The 18,661-nt window shown below is 58.4% G+C and carries 16 protein-coding genes; 2 read left to right on the forward strand and 14 right to left on the reverse strand.

The genetic code is table 11. The features are described 5' to 3' along the window. Window positions 1-13: 13 nt before the first annotated feature. From JJO78_RS06340 to ppc, 7 genes are all read right to left on the reverse strand, one after another. Window positions 14-823 (reverse strand): class I SAM-dependent methyltransferase, encoded by an 810-nt coding sequence (locus tag JJO78_RS06340; RefSeq protein WP_075195970.1) that lies wholly within the window; start codon window positions 821-823, stop codon window positions 14-16. After that, a complete protein-coding gene (locus JJO78_RS06345; protein ID WP_075195971.1) occupies window positions 823-1,185 on the reverse strand; it encodes a UDP pyrophosphate phosphatase in 363 nt (120 codons plus the stop codon). The genes JJO78_RS06340 and JJO78_RS06345 overlap by 1 nt, the downstream gene beginning before the upstream one ends. 85 nt (window positions 1,186-1,270) lie before the next feature. Continuing rightward, a complete protein-coding gene (locus JJO78_RS06350) occupies window positions 1,271-2,068 on the reverse strand; it encodes an undecaprenyl-diphosphate phosphatase (RefSeq protein WP_036204238.1) in 798 nt (265 codons plus the stop codon). Window positions 2,069-2,104: 36 nt separating this feature from the next. Further along, window positions 2,105-2,800 (reverse strand): tRNA (adenosine(37)-N6)-threonylcarbamoyltransferase complex dimerization subunit type 1 TsaB, encoded by a 696-nt coding sequence (gene tsaB / locus JJO78_RS06355; protein WP_273623121.1) that lies wholly within the window; start codon window positions 2,798-2,800, stop codon window positions 2,105-2,107. A gap of 4 nt (window positions 2,801-2,804) precedes the next feature. After that, entirely contained in the window at window positions 2,805-3,458 is a 654-nt protein-coding gene (gene adk, locus JJO78_RS06360; protein ID WP_036204233.1) for an adenylate kinase, read from the reverse strand. Window positions 3,459-3,674: 216 nt separating this feature from the next. Beyond that, window positions 3,675-5,045 carry an HDOD domain-containing protein gene (locus tag JJO78_RS06365; RefSeq protein ID WP_036204230.1) on the reverse strand — a complete coding sequence of 457 codons (1,371 nt, stop codon included), beginning with the start codon at window positions 5,043-5,045 and terminating at the stop codon, window positions 3,675-3,677. A gap of 38 nt (window positions 5,046-5,083) precedes the next feature. Beyond that, a complete protein-coding gene (ppc, locus tag JJO78_RS06370; RefSeq protein ID WP_075195974.1) occupies window positions 5,084-7,729 on the reverse strand; it encodes a phosphoenolpyruvate carboxylase in 2,646 nt (881 codons plus the stop codon). Between the two features lie 103 nt (window positions 7,730-7,832). Between ppc and JJO78_RS06375 the strand changes: the two genes are divergently transcribed. Continuing rightward, the gene (locus tag JJO78_RS06375; RefSeq protein ID WP_007152054.1) at window positions 7,833-8,066 is read left to right on the forward strand and encodes a hypothetical protein; all 234 of its coding nucleotides are present in this window, start codon (window positions 7,833-7,835) and stop codon (window positions 8,064-8,066) included. A gap of 83 nt (window positions 8,067-8,149) precedes the next feature. Here JJO78_RS06375 and JJO78_RS06380 read toward each other — a convergent pair whose 3' ends face one another. The 5 genes from JJO78_RS06380 to cysM all read right to left on the reverse strand — a co-directional run bounded on the left by JJO78_RS06380 (window position 8,150) and on the right by cysM (window position 14,040). After that, window positions 8,150-8,494 carry a hypothetical protein gene (locus tag JJO78_RS06380; RefSeq protein WP_007152055.1) on the reverse strand — a complete coding sequence of 115 codons (345 nt, stop codon included), beginning with the start codon at window positions 8,492-8,494 and terminating at the stop codon, window positions 8,150-8,152. 128 nt (window positions 8,495-8,622) lie between these two features. Continuing rightward, window positions 8,623-9,480, reverse strand: a complete 858-nt coding sequence (gene mazG / locus JJO78_RS06385) for a nucleoside triphosphate pyrophosphohydrolase (RefSeq protein WP_075195975.1) — start codon at window positions 9,478-9,480, stop codon at window positions 8,623-8,625. Further along, window positions 9,477-11,714 carry a GTP diphosphokinase gene (relA, locus tag JJO78_RS06390; protein ID WP_036204223.1) on the reverse strand — a complete coding sequence of 746 codons (2,238 nt, stop codon included), beginning with the start codon at window positions 11,712-11,714 and terminating at the stop codon, window positions 9,477-9,479. Before relA ends, mazG begins: the two co-directional genes overlap by 4 nt. Window positions 11,715-11,772: 58 nt before the next feature. After that, entirely contained in the window at window positions 11,773-13,110 is a 1,338-nt protein-coding gene (rlmD, locus tag JJO78_RS06395) for a 23S rRNA (uracil(1939)-C(5))-methyltransferase RlmD (RefSeq protein WP_051946599.1), read from the reverse strand. 36 nt (window positions 13,111-13,146) lie between these two features. Next, entirely contained in the window at window positions 13,147-14,040 is an 894-nt protein-coding gene (cysM, locus tag JJO78_RS06400; protein WP_036204217.1) for a cysteine synthase CysM, read from the reverse strand. A gap of 247 nt (window positions 14,041-14,287) precedes the next feature. Between cysM and JJO78_RS06405 the strand changes: the two genes are divergently transcribed. Then, window positions 14,288-17,176, forward strand: a complete 2,889-nt coding sequence (locus JJO78_RS06405; RefSeq protein WP_075195976.1) for an ATP-binding protein — start codon at window positions 14,288-14,290, stop codon at window positions 17,174-17,176. 15 nt (window positions 17,177-17,191) lie between these two features. Here JJO78_RS06405 and pdxJ read toward each other — a convergent pair whose 3' ends face one another. Further along, window positions 17,192-17,926, reverse strand: coding sequence for a pyridoxine 5'-phosphate synthase (gene pdxJ, locus JJO78_RS06410; protein ID WP_075195977.1), 735 nt, complete (start codon window positions 17,924-17,926; stop codon window positions 17,192-17,194). 4 nt (window positions 17,927-17,930) lie between these two features. Continuing rightward, complete coding sequence (gene recO, locus JJO78_RS06415; RefSeq protein WP_041335061.1) at window positions 17,931-18,659, reverse strand: DNA repair protein RecO; 729 nt, start codon at window positions 18,657-18,659, stop codon at window positions 17,931-17,933. Between the last annotated feature and the right edge of the window lie 2 nt (window positions 18,660-18,661).

The raw sequence follows: 18,661 nt of genomic DNA on the forward strand, positions 1-18,661 counted from the left end.
CGCGACCGGTGACCTATCCGGCAGGAAACGCCTTGATGGAGTAGATATCGTACCGGCTGCTCTTTCCTTCAATACGGGTGGTGGGTTCGGGGCCACTCACTGGCTCCGCCTTGCGCGGGCGTTTGACGACAACCCGATAGGTTGCCACTGCCAACGCGGCCTTCAACAACGCTGGTGAATCATCGTCGTCTCCCACCACCGTGCGAAACACCTGCATTTCCTTCTTGACCAGGGCCGACTTGTCGCGATGGGGAAACATCGGGTCAAGGTAGATCACATCCGCGGCGCCCGCGCCCGCCTGCGATAACCAGTCGATACTGCTACCCGACTGCAATGCCATCCGGGCGACAATGGGCGCGCTCTGCTCGTTCAGGGCCGCACGGGAAAGTCCATCACTAAGCAACGCATGGATAACCGGCGAACGTTCGAAAAGGGTTAACCTGCAGCCCAGGGAGGCCAGTACGAACGCGTCCTGGCCAAGACCGGCCGTTGCATCCAGAACATGAAGGGGCTGGCGGGCTTTCTTCAGGCCAACAGCCTTGGCAATCAGTTGTCCGGTGCCACCGCCGTGTTCTCTCCGGTATCCCGCCTTTCCGGTCACGAACTCGGCTCTGACAGGCCCTGGAGCCCCCTTGCCGGTAACCTGCAGGCCAAGACCATTTTCATCCAGAAACAGCAGCACTGGGTAATCCCGCACGTCTCGCGGACGAAGCGTACCCAGCAAAGGCAACGATAATGCTTCAGACAGGGAACGTGCAGCGTGGAGATCGCCAAGGGGGCTGCAGCCAACGGCAAGTTCAGACAGGGTGTTTCCTGGCGACATCAAACCAGGATATCGATGCCTGAGAGCCCTGCATCCGCAACATCGCCTCCGGCGGCGACATCGGCAAACGTGGACAGGGCTCTGGAGGTGCTCAGGGAAACTTCATCGGCACGGAAACGCTCCAGGCGCACGTCCTCCGCGGCTTGACGTGCCTCGACACGGCGTTCTAGCGACTCAGCAGAAGGAACCGGCCGTTGTTCGGCGTTGGGGGGCCGTGCATCGGTGAGATCACGGCGAACGGCCTGGCTATCGTTATCGGGGGCGGACGCAGGCGCACGAGCGATGTCACTGCGCTCACGAACCGGGCTGCTGTTGCCGGACTGGAAAGGAAGACTGCTGTTTGGGTTAACACCACCGATCATTCTGGTACACCGGTTAAAAAGACCACAGGTAGTGGATTATGGAAGATCCTGGAGCAATTTTAAAGCAGGCTGTTCAATGTTTGCACTACCAGAGCATGACAAGCAACAGCAGACCAAGTACCAGGCGGTATATAACGAACGGCATCAGGCCAAGTCTCTCAAGGAACTTGAGAAACAGGTGGATACAGACCACGGCACTGACAAATGACAGCGCAGCACCCAGGGCAATAGCCGCCCAGTCGGTTGCCCCGCCCTGCTCCACCAGCTCCAGGGTTTTCAGCAGACCGGCGGCGAGAATCAGCGGGATCGACAACAGGAACGAGAATCGGGCGGCGGCCTCCCGTCCAAACCCGAGAAACAGAGCCGCCGTGATGGTAATACCGGATCGGGAGGTGCCCGGAATGAGAGCCAGCGCCTGGGCCACGCCAATGATCACTGCATCTTTCATGGTCAATGCCGGCAGGTCCCGGTTACGACGTCCCACCGCGTCCGACCACCACAGCACCAAACCAAAACCGATGGTCGAAACCGCAATCACCAACCCGGAACGCAGGGAGGTTTCAATGAAATCATTAAGCAACAGACCAGCCAGTCCGGCTGGAATGGTGCCGGCGATGACCGCCCACGCAAGGCCACTATCCTGCCCGACACGGCCCCGAACCGTATCTCCAACCCAGGCAACCGTGAGACGGCCCACTTCCGCGCGAAAGTACCAGATCACCGCTGCCAACGTCCCTACATGCACGGCGACATCGAACGCAAGGCCTTGATCCGGCCAGCCAAATACCTGTGAGGGAAGGATCAGATGGGCCGAACTGCTGATCGGAAGAAATTCCGTCAGCCCCTGTATAACGGCCAATACAATAATGTGCCACAGTTCCATCGGCAGTGATTCCGGGTGGTAGCAGTGAGGTTGTTGTTAGCGGCCGGGCAGTTTTTTCCAGGCCACTTCATCACGAATGTATACCGGTTGTGCTTGTTCGGCCGGCACCCCGGCACCCGCATGAAAGGCACGGGCGGCGATCTCCGCCACTCTGGAAGCCCTGGGCACCAGAGTCTCGTCGATGCGGTCCATGGTTGCGGCAACATCGGCCGGGAAATTTTCTTTCAGGCTCCACCCCTGACCGGCACCAAACCACCGGGATGCGCCATCGGCCAGAGTCACAGACACCGGAGCGCAGACCTGCTCGTGACCCATCAACTCCGGTTGCCCATCTCGGCACATATAACAGGCCCAATAGGCTTCACCCATGCGGGCATCGAAGGCCACTGCAACGGCGTCGCCGTCCAGCATTTGCCAATGCTGTATCGCATCCTCGGCAACGGCTGCCAGGGATGACACTGGAATAACGGGGATTCCGAGACCATAGGCCAGGCCCTGGACAACCCCCGTAGCAATGCGAAGTCCCGTGAACGAGCCCGGACCACAGGCAAATGCGAGCGCATCGAGGTCCGCCGGCACCAGTTCCTTCTCGGCGAGAAGCTCGCGGATCATCGGCATCAACAGGCGGGTGTGTCCGCGGGGAGCCAGCTCGAACCGCTCCACCAGGCTGTTATCCACCAGCAGGGCTGCTGAGCAGCCCTCTGATGAGGTATCCAGTGCCAGTAGTTTCACAGGGTTACTTCAGTTGGGTAAGAATCTGGTCGCGAATGTCATCCAGGCTGCCCACGCCTTTTACGCGCACATATTTCGGCGCAGCGGCAGGGGCTTCTTTCGCCCAGTCCTGATAGTAACCGACCAGTGGCGCGGTTTGCTCGTGGTAGATCTTCAGGCGTTTACGGACGGTTTCTTCCTTGTCGTCCTCGCGCTGGATGAGGGCATCGCCAGTCTCGTCGTCTTTACCTTCGGTCTTGGGCGGATCGTACTTCACATGATAGATGCGACCACTGCCCTCGTGCACCCGACGACCTGACAGACGGCTTACGATTTCCTCGTCATCAACGGCGATTTCCACCACATAGTCAATAACAATACCCTGGTCTTTCAGGGCCTCGGCCTGGGGAATAGTGCGGGGGAAACCGTCGAGCAGGAAGCCGTTCTTGCAGTCAGGCTGCTTAACCCGTTCTTCGATGAGCGCAATGATGATGTCATCAGACACCAGACCGCCAGAAGCCATCACTTCCTTGACCTGCTTGCCAAGATCGGACTCGGCTTTCACCGCCGCGCGAAGCATGTCGCCGGTCGAAATCTGCGGGATTTCAAACCGTTCGGTGATGAACTGGGCCTGCGTACCCTTGCCTGCGCCTGGCGCGCCTAACATGATGATTCTCATAACGCTGTGCTCCCGTTGTAGTCATTATCATTTGAAAAGCTGTTGCAAAACCCGGCGGCTTTGCGACAGCTTCTCGGCAGCAACGAGCCCGCAGCCCCTGCCAAGGAAGGCGCATTATACGAACTCAGCCCCCTCATAGAAAGTGGACCTCCGTAGCATGCACCAAAAGGTTACATCGGGCTGTGAGTTGCGGCTGTAGCTGATAGTGCTCGACGGTCAGGATGACAGGGATAACGCCAGCGCGTCCAGCTCCCCGGAAACGCTGTCAATCTCCTCGTTCAAACGAGCAACATCCCCTTCGGAAAGCCCGAGGGACGACGCAAGGGAGGCGACATCATCCGGGTTGAACTCATCCCCAATCCCCCTTTCCTTCAGCAGCCCATTGGCCAGCTGGACCATGAGCACATACTGTTCATGCTCGCCATGGTAGCCCTCCTGCTGATGCATGCCCGCGGCCTTGACCACCGGGTCAGGCAGCTCCCAAAGTCGGTGAAGGATGCCGCCAATGGCGCCGTGGCCAACTGCCAGCATCTGTTGATCGTTGCTGGCCCCGAACACCTGTTGCTCCAGCGAATGCATGCTGGCGTCGGGATTGGCTTCCCGCAGCGAATTCAGCTCGTCAAACTCCTGGGGAAACAGGTGGCCGATCAGCAGTAGGCCGAAGTTGTGCAGCAAGCCACACAGATACGCCAGGCCTTTATCGGAATGGCACTTTGGCGCCATACGCTGGCAAACAAACGCGTTATACAGAGAGTGGCGCCAGAACTGGTCCATCCCCAGCATGCCCTGACGGGGCACTTCGAAAGCGCGCACGGACGCGATACCCAGCGCGATATGGGCCACACGATCAAACCCAAGAACCCGGGTCACCGCTTCCTGTACCGAGTTGATCTGACCGGGATAGTTGAACAGGGCAGAACGGGCATAGCGCATGATCTGCGCGGTAAGGCTGGGATCAAACTCTATCAGCTCGCCCAGTTCGCGGGCGGTCGCCTCGGAATTGGCCGTCAAACGGAGAATGCGCAGCGCCAGCGCTGGCATGGGCGGCAGACGGTAAAGCTTCTGCAGCTTGTCGGCCACTTCTTCCAGCGTCAGGGCATCACGCTCATCGTTGTTTTGCCCGCGAATCGCCAGGTGGCCCTGAGTGGCATCCGCCAGGGCCCTTGCCAGAGAGGTGCGGTCCAACTCGAGAAGCGTGTTGTCGGTCCCGCAGCACATGAGGGTGCGGGGGTATCCCAGGATATCCTCATCAACGAGTACCGGCAGATCGTAGGCAGCCCCGACCGGCGGCTGGAAGCCCGGATCACAGTCGGCAAACAGCCGGGCGGACTGGCGAGCCGTTAACGGCTGCAGGCGTCGGCCAGTTTGCTTGTGCACCAGGTCCATATCCAGACTGGTGTTGTAACCGTGAACGGCCATGACGACGCCATTGATGTCGATCAGGGGCGTTGCCCGGATAAACTCATCCTGAGGACGCCCGGACGCCATGACCGCGGCGTCAAAGCTAAGTACCTGATCAATCTCAAGTTCCCGATAGGCAATTCCTTTGCCGGTTAAAAAGCGTTCCAGTCTTGCCGCTAACGCCACGGCGTTACTCCTGTTTTATATGATCCGCTGAACCTGCTTTAGCCGGTGTTCCGCATGCCGGCCGCAATACCGGCCATGGTTACCTTGAGTGCGCGCTCAACCATCTCGGGCACTTCGCCCTTGCCCTCGCCCTCACGGTCACGCTTGAGCAGTTCCGCCTGTAAATAGTGTAGCGGATCAGTATACGGATTACGTACACGCATGGAATGGGCAAATACAGGTTCCTGTTCCAGTAAGGTGTCCTGCTGCTTCAATTCCAGCAAATGGCGGATGCAGCCCTGCAGGCGCTCCCGCAGGTTCTTGCCGAGTTCAAGCAGTTTTGGATCATCGACCAACGTCTTTTCGTAGTAGCTGGCAATTCGCAGGTCAGATTTTGCCAGCACCATTTCCAGCATATCCACGTAGGTTTTGAAGAACGGCCATTGCTGCATCATCTCCCGCAGCACCGGCACGCGGTCGTTGTGAAATGCCTCCTCCAGGGCAACGTCGCTACCCAGCCAGCTGGGCAGCATCATCCGCATCTGGGTCCACGCGAAAATCCAGGGAATGGCCCGCAGGCTTTCCACGCCACCGCCGGGTTTGCGTCGTGCCGGGCGGCTACCCAGGGCCAGCTTGCCCAGCGCCTGTTCCGGAGTGACCTGGCGAAAATAGGGAACAAAGTCGGGATTCTCCCGAACCACGTCACGGTAAGCTTTGAGGGAGCGTTCGGTGAGCCAGTCCATAGCCTCCCGCCATTCCGGCTCTGGCCCTCGCGGTGGCGCCAGGGTGGCTTCAATCACCGCCGTGGTGTACAGCGTCAGGCTCTGTTCCGCCAGCCGGGGAAGGCCAAACTTGAAGCGGATCATCTCGCCCTGCTCGGTGATCCGGAAACTGCCGTTCACCGAACCCGGCGGTTGAGACAGGATTGCACGGTTGGCCGGGCCACCACCACGGCCGACGGTGCCACCGCGGCCATGAAACAGCGTGAGGTGGACGCCATACTGATTGGCGACCTCGGTGAGCTTTTCCTGAGCCTGGTACTGAGCCCACGCGGCCATCATCTGACCAGCGTCTTTGGAGGAATCGGAATAGCCGATCATGACTTCCTGCCGGCCTTCGCAATAGTCCCGATACCAGTCCACGCTGTAGAGCGCCGCCATACTGTCAGGGGCGCCGCGCAGGTCATCCAGGGTCTCAAAGAGGGGCACTACCCGCATCGGGTTTTTCATACCCGCTTCACGTAGCAGCAAAATCACGTTCAGCACGTCCGACGGTTTGCTGGCCATGGAGATGACATAGGAACCCAGCGCTTCCGGCGTCTGTTCTGCCACCACTTCGCAGGTAGCCAGCACCTCGGCGACTTCGTCGGAGGGTTTCCAGTGCCTGGGTATCAGTGGCCGGCGCCCCTTGAGTTCGCGCACCAGGAAATCCTGGCGTTCCTGTTCGGACCAGGACAGATAATCGCCCAGCCCCAGGTAATCCACCATTTCCGAAACCGCCTCGGCATGACGGGTCGACTCCTGGCGGATGTCCAGGCGAATCAGAGGCAAGCCAAAGGTGTGGGCGCGGCGAATGGTGTCCAGCAGCGGACCATTGGCAATGGATTCCAGCCCGCAGTCCACCAGGGACCGATAACAAAGCTCCAGCGGCCCTGTGAAGTCCTCGTTGGCAAACAGAATGCCGGTGGCGTCGGAGGGCTCGCCGGCAACCCTGGCTTCCGCCCAGTCCCGGGTTTTGATCAGTTTTTCCCTCAGCCCGGCCAGCACCTGGCGATAGGGCTCCCGGGTATCACCAACGACGTCCCGCAGCTCATCACTGGCCTGCCACATGGACAATTCCGCTCGCAGGGACTGGATGTCCCGCAGGTAGAGATCGGCTGCCATCCAGCGGCCCAGCAGGAACACCTTGCGGGTTACTTCATGGGTTACATTGGGGTTGCCATCGCGATCACCGCCCATCCAGGAGGCGATCCGGATGGGCGACGCGTCCAGCGGTAACCCCTTCCCCGTGGCGTCTGAAAGCGATAGATCCAGGCTTCTCAGAAAACGCGGCAATGCCTGCCACAGACTGTTCTCAATAACGGCAAATCCCCACTTGGCTTCGTCAACCGCCGTCGGGCGCTCATGCCGAATCTCATCCGTGTGCCAGGCTTCGGTGACCAGTTGCGACAGGCGTCCGACGATTTCATCACGCTCCGCGGGCAACAGGTCCTCATGATCCAGTCGGGCCAGGCAATCGGACATTTCGTCGTACTTCATGATCAGCGTACGGCGGGCCACTTCGGTGGGATGTGCTGTCAGAACGTACTCGATACGAAGGTCAGCCACTCGCCTGTGCAGTTCATCGGCACTGACGCCACCGTCTTTGAGGCGGCCAAACACCTCTTCGAGGGATTCCACCATCAGGTCCGATTGATGACCCCGCTTGCGGCGGATGCCGTGGTATTGTTCCGCCAGATTGGCCAGGTTCAGGAACTGGTTAAAGGCGCGGGTTACCGGCAGCAACTCGTCATCACGAAGCTTGCCCAGCAGGTTGACCAGGCGCTGGCCGGAACCGCTTTCCTGGCGACGGTCGGCCTTGGCAGCCGCCCGCACTTCTTCTATCAACTCGTAGCAATCTTGCCCGGGGTGACGCTGGATACTCTGCCCCAGCAACTCGCCCAGCATGCGAACGTTTTCTCGAAGGTCAGGGTGTAGCTCAGTCACATTGACGTCCTTTTAAATTGACGGAGGCGAAGTAAACTAACGATACTGTTTACTCTTATAAAGCCTTTCTAACGATTAAAGCCTGTCGCCGCAAGGAGTATCCATGAAAGTAACCGATCTGCCCAAGCACTGGGAAAGCAAGAAAGAGTCTGTTGAGCGCAGCCACGATTACAATCTCCGCTTGCCGCTGGAAGATGCCGCGCGCATAGCAGCACTGGCCGAGCTTTACCCGGACCGTTCAGAGAGCGACATACTGAATGACATGATTGGCGCCGCGTTGGACGACCTGGTCAGGCTGAGCCCGTTGAAGGACAAGCTGGAAGGCAAGGATAAATAAAGCGGGGGCACTTCTCTGCGGGGTGGTGAAGCCACCCCGTCGGGTATCACAGGGCCGTCGCGATCAATCAGGCGTTGGCCTGATCAGGCAACCGATTCGAGCTGGCGCGCCTTCAGCCGCTGGATATGCTTCTGGCTGAGACTGATGAAGCGCGGGGTCATCCCCTGATCTTCATAGATTTCGAAGCCGTCTTCATCGAACGCAACAACCTTAGACCCCTGAACGTACGGAAAGCTGGTTTCCAGCTCATCAAGAGCAGCGGAAATCAGGTCTCGCATCAGGTCCTGGGAAGACTTCATCGGATACAACGCGGCCAGTTTTTCCAGTCGCTTGTGATGCTGGTCAGAGAGGTCGGCAAAATACGCATCACGGGTCAGCCGACCACGTGCGTGCTTGTCCCAGTAGTTGACCAGATCTTTGATTTTCATGGTGCCTTCACTCCTGCATCTTCTTGGTGGCCCACAGGGTGCACGAAGTGTGTGCATCCTTAACCGGAAGTGTAGACGAAGCGACCGCACCAGGGGCGGAAAACTTGGTAACGGATTGTACTTATCCGTTACCTTTTACGAGTCTTTTCAACCCCTTTGACGGCTTGCCAGACGGCGTCCAATGCCTCCAGCGATTCGCCATCAAGATCACGGCCTTCGCGTTCGAGGTGCTCCTCAATAGCACGGAATCGCATCTCAAACTTGTGATTGGTGCTGTTGAGGGCCTGCTCAGGATTAACCTTCATGAAACGTGCCAGGTTGACGCACACAAACAACAGATCACCCAGCTCGTCCTCCACCGCCTCCGCCGGACCATCGCCAGAGCTCGCGTCATACCAGGCTTTCTTTAGCTCATCGATCTCTTCGTGAAGCTTGTCGAAGACCGGTTCAACCTCTGGCCAGTCAAAGCCATGGTTGGCGGCCCTACGCTGAAGTTTCTCAGCGCGCACCATTGCGGGGAGCGTCCGGGCAATGCCGTCGAGCCGGCTTGATGGCGCAGTCTCCACAGACGCCTCCGGCTTCGCCGCCCGCTCCTCTGCCTTGATACGTTCCCAGCTCGCCTTGATGTCAGCCTCACTGGGCCGGTTGTGCGGATCGATCCTGCTTTCCAGGGTGCCTTCCGGAAACACGTGGGGATGACGCCGGACCAGCTTGCGCACGAGGTTATCAACCACCGAGTCGAAGTCGAAGTGGTTATCTTCCTTCCCCATCTGGCTGTAGAAGATCACCTGAAACAGCAGATCACCCAGTTCATCTTCCAGGTGCGGGTAGTCTTCACGGTCGATGGCATCGGCAACCTCGTAGGCCTCTTCAATGGTGTGGGGCACGATGGTCTTATAGCTCTGGCGGGTATCCCACGGGCACCCGGACTCCGGGTCCCGAAGCCGTGTCATCAAGGTTTTAAGATCGTCAATGGAATAGCTCATGATCGCTTTCGCCTGACATTAATGATGTTGGGGAGATTGCGAATCTGGGCGAGCAACTTGGCCAACTGATCAAGGCTGGAAATTTCCAGGGTCACGGTCATGGTGGCTGTGTTCTCATCCTTGTTGGACAGGGTATTGAGTGCCAGAACGTCACTTTTGGAAGACGACAGCACCTGGGTGATATCCCGCAACAACCCGGAGCGATCGTAAGCTTCAATTTCTACATCAACGGGATACACGGCCACAGGCTGACCGCCCCAACTCACCTCGATAATCCGATTGGGCTCGAACTCCTTCAGATTCAGGAAGGTGATGCAATCCTGCCGATGCACGGTGACACCACGGCCGACGGTGATGTAGCCACCGATCGGATCACCCGGCAGGGGCTTGCAGCATTTCGCCACCTGGGTCTTGAGTTTGCCAACACCCAGAATCTGGATATCCGATTCGGTGTCGTAGGGCTTGCGCCTCTGGGTGCTGAGTTTCAGATCCAGTTGCTCGGATTTCGGCTCCAGCATCTGCTGGGCGACGTTGGCCACGTGGGTGGGTCGAAGATCCCCGGCCCCCACTGCCGCATACATGTCCTCGGCAGCCTGGTAATTCACTTTGCGAGCCAGGTCGTTGAGGTCCACCTCGTACAGCGACAGGCGTTTGAACTCGTCTTCCAAAATGGCCCGACCATCAACAATGTTGCGATCGCGGTCCTGTTGCTTGAACCAGTGGGTAACCTTGGCCCGGGCACGGGAAGTCTGGATATAGCCCAGGCTCGGGTTAAGCCAGTCACGGCTGGGCGCCTGGTTATTGGACGTGAGAATGGATATCTGGTCGCCGGTCTTCAGCGGGTAAGTCAGCGGCACGATACGGCTATTAACCTTGGCCCCGCGACAGGCATGACCGATTTCCGTGTGCACACGATAGGCGAAGTCCACCGGCGTCGCGCCTTGTGGCAGGTCCACCACATGGCCTTCGGGCGTGAACACATAGACCCGATCGGAGGCGACATCGGATTTGAGATGATCCGCCAGCCCGGACAGGTCGCCGAGTTCCTCCTGCCACTCCAGCACTTGCCGCAGCCAGTTGATCTTGGCGTCATAGCCCACGGACCGGTTGCCCTTATCCATGCCTTTGTAGAGCCAGTGAGCACAAACGCCAAGCTCAGCTTCCTCATGCATGGCCTGGGTACGGATCTGCACTTCCATCACCTTGCCTTCAGGGCCGATGACAGCCGTGTGCAGGGACTGATACCCGTTTTCCTTGGGATTGGCAACGTAGTCGTCGAATTCGTTGGGAATATGGCGCCAGAGTGTGTGCACGATACCAAGCGCGGCGTAACAGTCACGGACCTCAGGCACCAAGATACGGACGGCCCGAACATCGTACACCTGGGAAAAGTCGATGCCCTTGCGCCGCATCTTCCGCCAGATACTGTAGATGTGCTTCGCACGCCCTGAAAGCTCACCGTCTATTCCAGACGCATCCAGTTCGTCCTTGATGGTGGTGATGACACGCTTGATGTAGCTTTCGCGGTCAAGCCGTTTTTCATCGAGCAGCTTGGCGATCTTTTTGTAAGCGGTTTCGTGCAGGTAGCGGAACGAAAGATCTTCCAGTTCCCATTTGATGTGACCGATTCCCAGTCGATGCGCCAGCGGCGCATAGATATCAAACACCTCGCGGGCCACACGCATGCGCTTCTCTTCAGACGCGTTTTTCACCGCACGAATGGCGCAGGTCCGCTCTGCAAGCTTGATCAGCGCCACCCGGACGTCGTCGATCATGGTGACCAGCATCTTGCGAACGTTATCGAGCTGGCCCTCGGTCTGGCCCAGCACATTACCCTTAAGAGGGTGATGGATGGACGATATTGCCGCCATCTGCTGAACACCATCAATCAGCCCGGCCACCTCATCGCCGAACTCCTTGCGGATGTCCTCCAGGGGAATCCGTTCCTCCCGCACTGCCCGGTAGAGAATTGCTGCCACCAGGCTGGTCTGGTCGAGGTGCAGTTCCACCAGTACCTGAGCCATTTCGATGCCGGTTCGGAAGCTGCTGGCCCCCGGGGCCCAGACCCTGTCCTCGCGTACCGCCTGGACATCAATCGCGGCGGCCATTTCACAGGCCCGCCGGAACTGTTCAGCATCCTCAAGATGCGTCTGTGACTCGATCTGACGGACCCAACGCTCGATATCAACCTGGCCGTCACCCGTCACTGCATAGTCTTCGCGAACTTTTACCATATCGCTCTTGTTCTTCCTGGTCGCTTATCCGGCCATCCCTGACCGGTCCCGAGAGGCATCAATTATCCACGCGCTCGAACATCGCCATGGATTCAACATGAGTGGTGTGGGGAAACATGTCCATAACGCCCGCCCTCACCAGTCGATAACCATTACGCACCATCACCCCTGCGTCCCTGGCCAGCGTGGCCGGGTTACAGGAGACATAAACAATTCGCTTCGCACCAAAGGCTGTTAGGTATTCACACACCTCCTGGGCTCCGGAACGCGGCGGATCAATCAGGATTTTGTCAAACCCTTCCGCTGCCCACGGTTGTGCTGTGAAATCCGCCTGCAAGTCAGCGCCGTGGAATGCGACATTCGATAGCCCGTTGAGTTCCGCATTTTCCCGCCCGCGGACGACCATGGCATCGTCACCTTCCACTCCAACCACCTGCCCGGCACGGCGAGCCAGCGGCAGGGTGAAATTACCCAGTCCGCAAAACAGGTCCAACACCCGCTCACCGGGCTGGACGTCCAGCCACTCGACGGCCCGATGTACCATGTTTCGATTGATGTCCACATTGACCTGGGTAAAGTCCATGGGATGGAACTTCATGGTCAGGTCGAATTCCTCCATGTCGTAGGACAGTCGCTCTTCGCCGGTCTCGGGCCAGATTCTGTGAACCGTATCCGGCCCTTTCGGTTGCAGATAGATATGCAAGTCATGGGCCTGGCCAAAATCGATCAACGACTGCCTGTCGGAATCGCTCAACGGATCCATGTTGCGGAATATCATCGCCGCCGAATCGTCGCCGCAGGCGACTTCCACCTGCGGTATGCGACGATAGGCGTCCATGCCATGAAGAAGTTCACGTAGCGGCGTGATGCGATCGCCGATACGCGGATCCAACACCACGCAACGATCAATATCGGTCAGGAAACTGTTGCGCTTTTCCCGAAACCCGACCAGCACCGATTCCCGTGCTGGCACGTATTTCACGCCCAGCCGTGCCTTGCGACGATAGCCCAGAGCCGGGGAACGCATGGGCGCCACCCACTCGTCCGGTTCAATGCCCCCAAAATGGGCAAAATGCTCCCGCAGGGTATCTTCCTTGAACCGGATCTGGGCATCGCCACTCATGTGCTGAAGACTACACCCACCACACAGGTCGGCAAAGTCGCAGGGCGGAGTCATACGCGCGTCGTCGGCTTCAAGCACTTCCACAGCACGTAATTCATCGAACTTGCTGCGTGTACTGGTAAATTTGGCCATGACCGTCTCGCCAGGCAGGGCGCCGTCGACGAACTGTGCCTTACCGTTGTCCCGGGCGATGCCCCGGCCATCGTGACTGAGGGTTTCAATCACACAGCGCACCGGTTCGCTTGGCAGGGCCTTCCTGCGTCTTCTACTCATAGAAAGTCTCTTAACTGGATTCAGGTCTTGATGGGTTCAGGCACCGGGAAACACACCGGTGGAAAGGTAACGATCACCCCGGTCACAGATAATGGCCACGATCACCGCGTTTTCAACCTGTGCGGACAGCTTGAGGGCTGCAGCGATGGAGCCACCTGATGAAACACCACAGAAAATGCCTTCCTCGCTGGCCAGGGCACGCATGGTGTCCTCAGCTTCCTGCTGGCCGATGTCCATGACCGTGTCCACACGGGTGGCATCAAAAATTTTCGGCAGGTACGGCTCCGGCCAGCGCCGGATACCGGGGATAGACGCTCCTTCCTGGGGCTGCAGGCCAACAATCTGGATATCGGGATTCCGTTCCTTGAAATACCTGGACACGCCCATGATGGTTCCGGTGGTACCCATGGAGCTGACAAAATGCGTAACCCGCCCTGCCGTCTGCTCCCAGATTTCCGGGCCGGTGGTGCGGTAATGCGCCAGCGGGTTGTCCTGGTTGGCAAACTGATCCAGCACTTTACCCTTGCCTTCCGCCTCCATTTGTTGGGCCAGGTCGCGGGCGGTTTCCATGCCTTCCTCTTTGGTGACGGTGACAATCTCCGCCCCATAGGCGCGCATCGACGCTCGACGCTCCTCGCTCATGTTCGCTGGCATGATCAGCACCATACGGTAGCCCTTGATGGCAGCCGCCATCGCCAGGGCAATTCCGGTATTTCCACTGGTGGCTTCGATCAGGGTATCGCCTGGTTTGATTTCACCCCGGCGCTCTGCTTCCTGGATCATGCTGATAGCAGGACGATCTTTCACCGAACCGGCGGGGTTATTACCCTCAAGCTTGGCCAGAATCACATTGCTGGTCTCGCCCGGAAGTCGCTGCAGACGCACAAGAGGCGTATGCCCTACATAATCTTCGATGGTCGGGAAATGCATGTTGTAACCTTCCTCAATTCTTCCGGAACCCGCCGCCAGCGGGTAACGCCGACGACACAAGCCTGTGATACACTCCGGGTTCGCATGATACGCGGAATATCCGCAGTCTCCCAATACAGCTTCTCGCTATATCCATGACTGTGGGCTATATCCGGGGACGCCATCACGGCCAGACTGCGTGGAATCAACTATTCTGACAGGGAAGAATGCCGGATATCAGGCCGGCGACGTCAATCGGGAACTCACTATGCGGCGCTGGGGCATACGCAAAAAAGTACTGGTGGTGACACTCGTCCCCACCCTTCTGACCACGTTGATGCTGGGGCTTTTCTTCACCTACAGCTGGGTCAACAACATTGAAAGCCTCCTGCAGGATCGTGGCGAGTCGCTTTCGCGGCAGCTGTCAGCCGGCTCGGAATACGGCCTGTTCACTGCCAACAGAAGCCTGCTCAGCAGCCTCTCCAACGCCCTTCTGGAAGAGCAGGATGTGCGCTCGATTACCTTCTTCGACAGCGAGCATAACCGGCTGCTGCACACAGGCCCCGGCAGCTCCGACGATATTGGCAAGGACACGTTGACCGGCGAAGAAGCGGTACGGGTTACCCGCGCCGACAGTACTGTTTTCGTGACACCGGTCTATCTCCAGGACCTGATGATCGAAAGCATGCTGGACCCGGATTCCCGCCAGAACGTGGGGGCGGGCAAGAAACCGATCGGCTGGGTAACCGTGGAGATGTCCCACATACGCACCGAAAAGGAAACCTATAAAGCACTGCTGATTTCCCTGTTGCTCGTCTTAGGCGGCGTACTCCTCAGCCTGATGATTGCGCTACGCATGAGCCGCTCGTTTACCGATCCTGTCTTTGAACTCAATGAGGCGGTGGCCAAACTCAAGGAAGGCAAACTGGACACTCGGGTCTATACCCGCGCCGGCCCTGAATTCGAGCAATTGGAATCTGGCCTGAACGCCATGGCCGGGGAACTGAGCAAAGCCCAGGCGGAAATGCAGCAGAACATTGACCAGGCCACGGAAGACCTGAGAGAAACCCTGGAAACCATCGAAATCCAGAACATCGAACTCGATTTCGCCCGCAAGGAAGCCCTGGAAGCCAGCCGCATCAAATCGGAATTCCTGGCCAACATGTCCCATGAAATCCGCACCCCGCTGAATGGCATCATCGGCTTCACCGAGTTACTGCTTAAAAGCCCGCTACCGCGCCAGCAGCGGGATCACCTGAGCACCATCCGCAAGTCATCGGAAATACTGCTGACCATCATCAACGACATTCTGGATTTCTCCAAGATCGAGGCCGGCAAACTCATCCTCGACCGCATTCCCTTCCAACTCCGGGACATCGTAGAAGAGGTCATGGTCATGCTGGCTCCGGCGGCTCACAGCAAGAACCTGGACCTGGTACCACTGGTCTACAATGATGTACCCGACAACATCATGGGCGATCCCCTACGGGTAAAGCAGGTGATCACCAACCTGGTCAACAATGCCATCAAGTTCACCCAGACCGGTGAAGTGGTCCTGCGCGCCAGCCTTGAAGAAGAAGATAAAGAGAGTAACCGGATCACCCTGAGACTCAGCATTACCGATTCCGGTGTCGGGCTCTCGCGAGCTCAGCAGCAGTCCCTGTTCAACGCCTTCAGCCAGGCCGACGCGTCTACTGCCCGGCAATACGGTGGCACCGGACTGGGGCTTGCGATCTCCAAGCGCCTGGTTGAGGAAATGGGCGGCAAGATCGGGCTTGAGAGTGAGCTGGGCAAGGGCTCCACGTTCTGGTTTACCCTGACCTCGGAACTGTCTTCTAACGGCGAAGCCATCGCGCCCAAAGACTCTTTGCGCGGCGAAAGGGCCATCTACCTTGACCAACAGAAAACCACCGGCCTGGCGGTAGAACATATGCTCCGGGAATGGGGCATGACGGTCGACCGGGTTTCATCACCGGGTGCCATGCAGGAGCAGATAGAGGAAGCTCAAAAAGAGCAGTCCGGTTACGCCGTTGCGGTTGTCGGCATCACCCGTCACCTGCTGAATTCAAGCCAATACTGCTCGTTAGTACGGTCCCTGGAGCTGGAGCGGGATTGCCGCACACTGCTGCTGACCCCTACCCTTGAAACTCACGATACACCGCTATCGGGGCTGGCCAGTGGCCACCTGACCAAGCCAGTATGCCGCGACTCCCTGTACGACGAACTGTTGCTGCTGGTGCACGGTATCAGCAACCGGCAACGCCAGTTGCCGGATCATTCCCATGCCATTAGCCGTGAGTTGCCAACCCAATCAACACGCGTACCCAGAGTGCTGGCGGTGGACGACAACGATGCCAACCTGAAGCTGGTAATGACCCTGCTCAACGACTGCGGCGTTGTAGCTGAGGGAGCAACCAGCGGCTTTGAAGCGCTGAGCAAGGCGCGCCAACACTCGTTCGACCTGGTTTTCATGGATCTTCAGATGCCCGGAATGGACGGGGTGGAAACCACTGAGAGATTGAGAAGCCTTGATGGCGCCAGCCATCGTACTCCGATCATTGCGCTCACGGCCCATGCCCTTGCAGAGGAGCAGGACCGCCTGATCCAGCAGGGATTCGATGGCTACCTGGCCAAACCCATTAGCAACAGCCAACTGATCGACATTATTCATGACTACACTGGCTATACCTGCCACCCCGACCCGGATGATGGACACCTGCCGGTACCCGAGGTGCGCGATACACGCCGCTCGGTTCGCCCGTCAACCAGAAAGAAACAGCCTGACTGTGTCAGCGTGGCCGAAAGCGTACAGTTGGCCGCCGGAAAAGCAGATCTGGCCGAGGAACTGTTCAGCATGCTGATCGAACAGATCCATACCGACATTAACCAGGTGCCGGCACTCTGGAGCAAAGGCGACATGGACGAGCTACTGGAGTGCGTCCACAAACTGCATGGCGCCACGCGTTACTGTGGCGTGCCGGAGTTACGCGCTGCTGCAAACCAACTGGAAACCGCCTTGAAGTGCGCAGCGCCGGATATGGAGTACCAGAAGAATCAATTGCTTGCAGCCATGGAGCGCTTGCAGACCTGGAGCGAACAAACTGACTGGCAGCAGTTGTTCCGGCAGCAAAACCCTCGGCAGGCAACCGTGGACTGAGGGACGATCAGCGCCTTAGGTTCGGGCGCTTTCGAGGATTGTTTTCATATCCTTTACCGCCTCTTTGAGCCCGGTAAACACCGCCCTGGCAATGATGGCATGGCCAATGTTGAGCTCGTTGATACCCGCGATGGCGGCAACGCGTTCGGTGTTGTGGTAGTGCAGCCCATGGCCGGCGTTGACCACCAACCCTTTCTTGCGAGCGTAAGTCACTGCGTCCTGCAAGGTGTTAAAAGCCGCCTCAACAATCTGAGGGTCTGTCGCTTCCGCGTATTCCCCGGTGTGTAGCTCCACCACCGGCGCACCGCAACGGACTGCCGCATCAATCTGCGCCACATCCGGATCGATAAACAGGGAGACCTCGGCACCAACCTTTGCCAACCTGTCACAGGCTTTGGCCACCCTCGCCTCCTGGCCGTCCACATCCAGGCCGCCTTCAGTTGTCAGCTCTTCACGCTTTTCGGGCACCAGACACACACATTCCGGCCGCACCTGCTCGGCGAATGCCAGCATCGCATCAGTGACCGCCATTTCCAGGTTCATCTTGGTGGTGAGGATTTCCTTCAGCAGGAGCACATCACGGTCCTGGATGTGCCTGCGATCTTCGCGGGGATGGATGGTGATACCATCGGCACCCGCCTCTTCCGCCAGAATCGCAGCCTGTACCGGATCCGGATATCGGGTTCCCCTGGCCTGACGCAAGGTAGCAACATGATCAATATTCACACCCAGCAAAACTCTGGGCTTCATTGAGCTAGAGGTCATTACGGTCTCCTCGATGATGACTGAACAGGCTTCTGCTATGGAGCACCTTGCCCTGCAACAGGTAGTCCACAAGTACCCTTGTTACCCGCTTGGCGATGCGCCGGCACTCCGCAGATTCGAGGTCGCCATCAGCCAGCGCCAACAGTGTATCCCCGGGCAGGTTCCGGAGCCTGGAGCCCGGCGAGGGCTCGGCCAGAATCCCCTGCTCCGGATCATAGCAATAAAGCCCACCGGCCTCGACCGGCTGCCCACTATCCATCGCCTGATCCCAGACGAAGTCATACCCGAGTTCCGCAGCCAGGGATTGCTCGAAACGTCGAAGAACCGGCTCCACGTCACTGGCTTCCGACAACTCAGCAATCACATCAATGTAGGCAGCAAAGAGTTGGTGGTGAGGGTCGGCCATCGGCAGCAGACGCTGCAATAACTCATTCACGTAAAGACCACTGTACAGGGAGAGAGTGCGCTTCAGGGTGGGGCCGCTGCGAACGTCCGCCTGAGTCAGCGTCTTCAGGTCGCTGCGTCCGGTCCAGTCCAGCAACAGAGGCTGGAACGGTTGCAACTGTGCCTTGAGCGGGCTCTTTGCGCTGTTGCCACCACGGGCAATCACGGTTACCCGGCCCGCGTTGAGGGAAAACACATCCACCATCAGACTGGTTTCGCGCCAGGGCCGGCGGTGGAGGACATACGCGGGCTCCTGTTGCATTGGCCCCGTCATAG

The sequence above is a fragment of the Marinobacter sp. DS40M6 genome (genome assembly GCF_028581595.1).
Lineage (GTDB): Bacteria > Pseudomonadota > Gammaproteobacteria > Pseudomonadales > Oleiphilaceae > Marinobacter > Marinobacter salarius.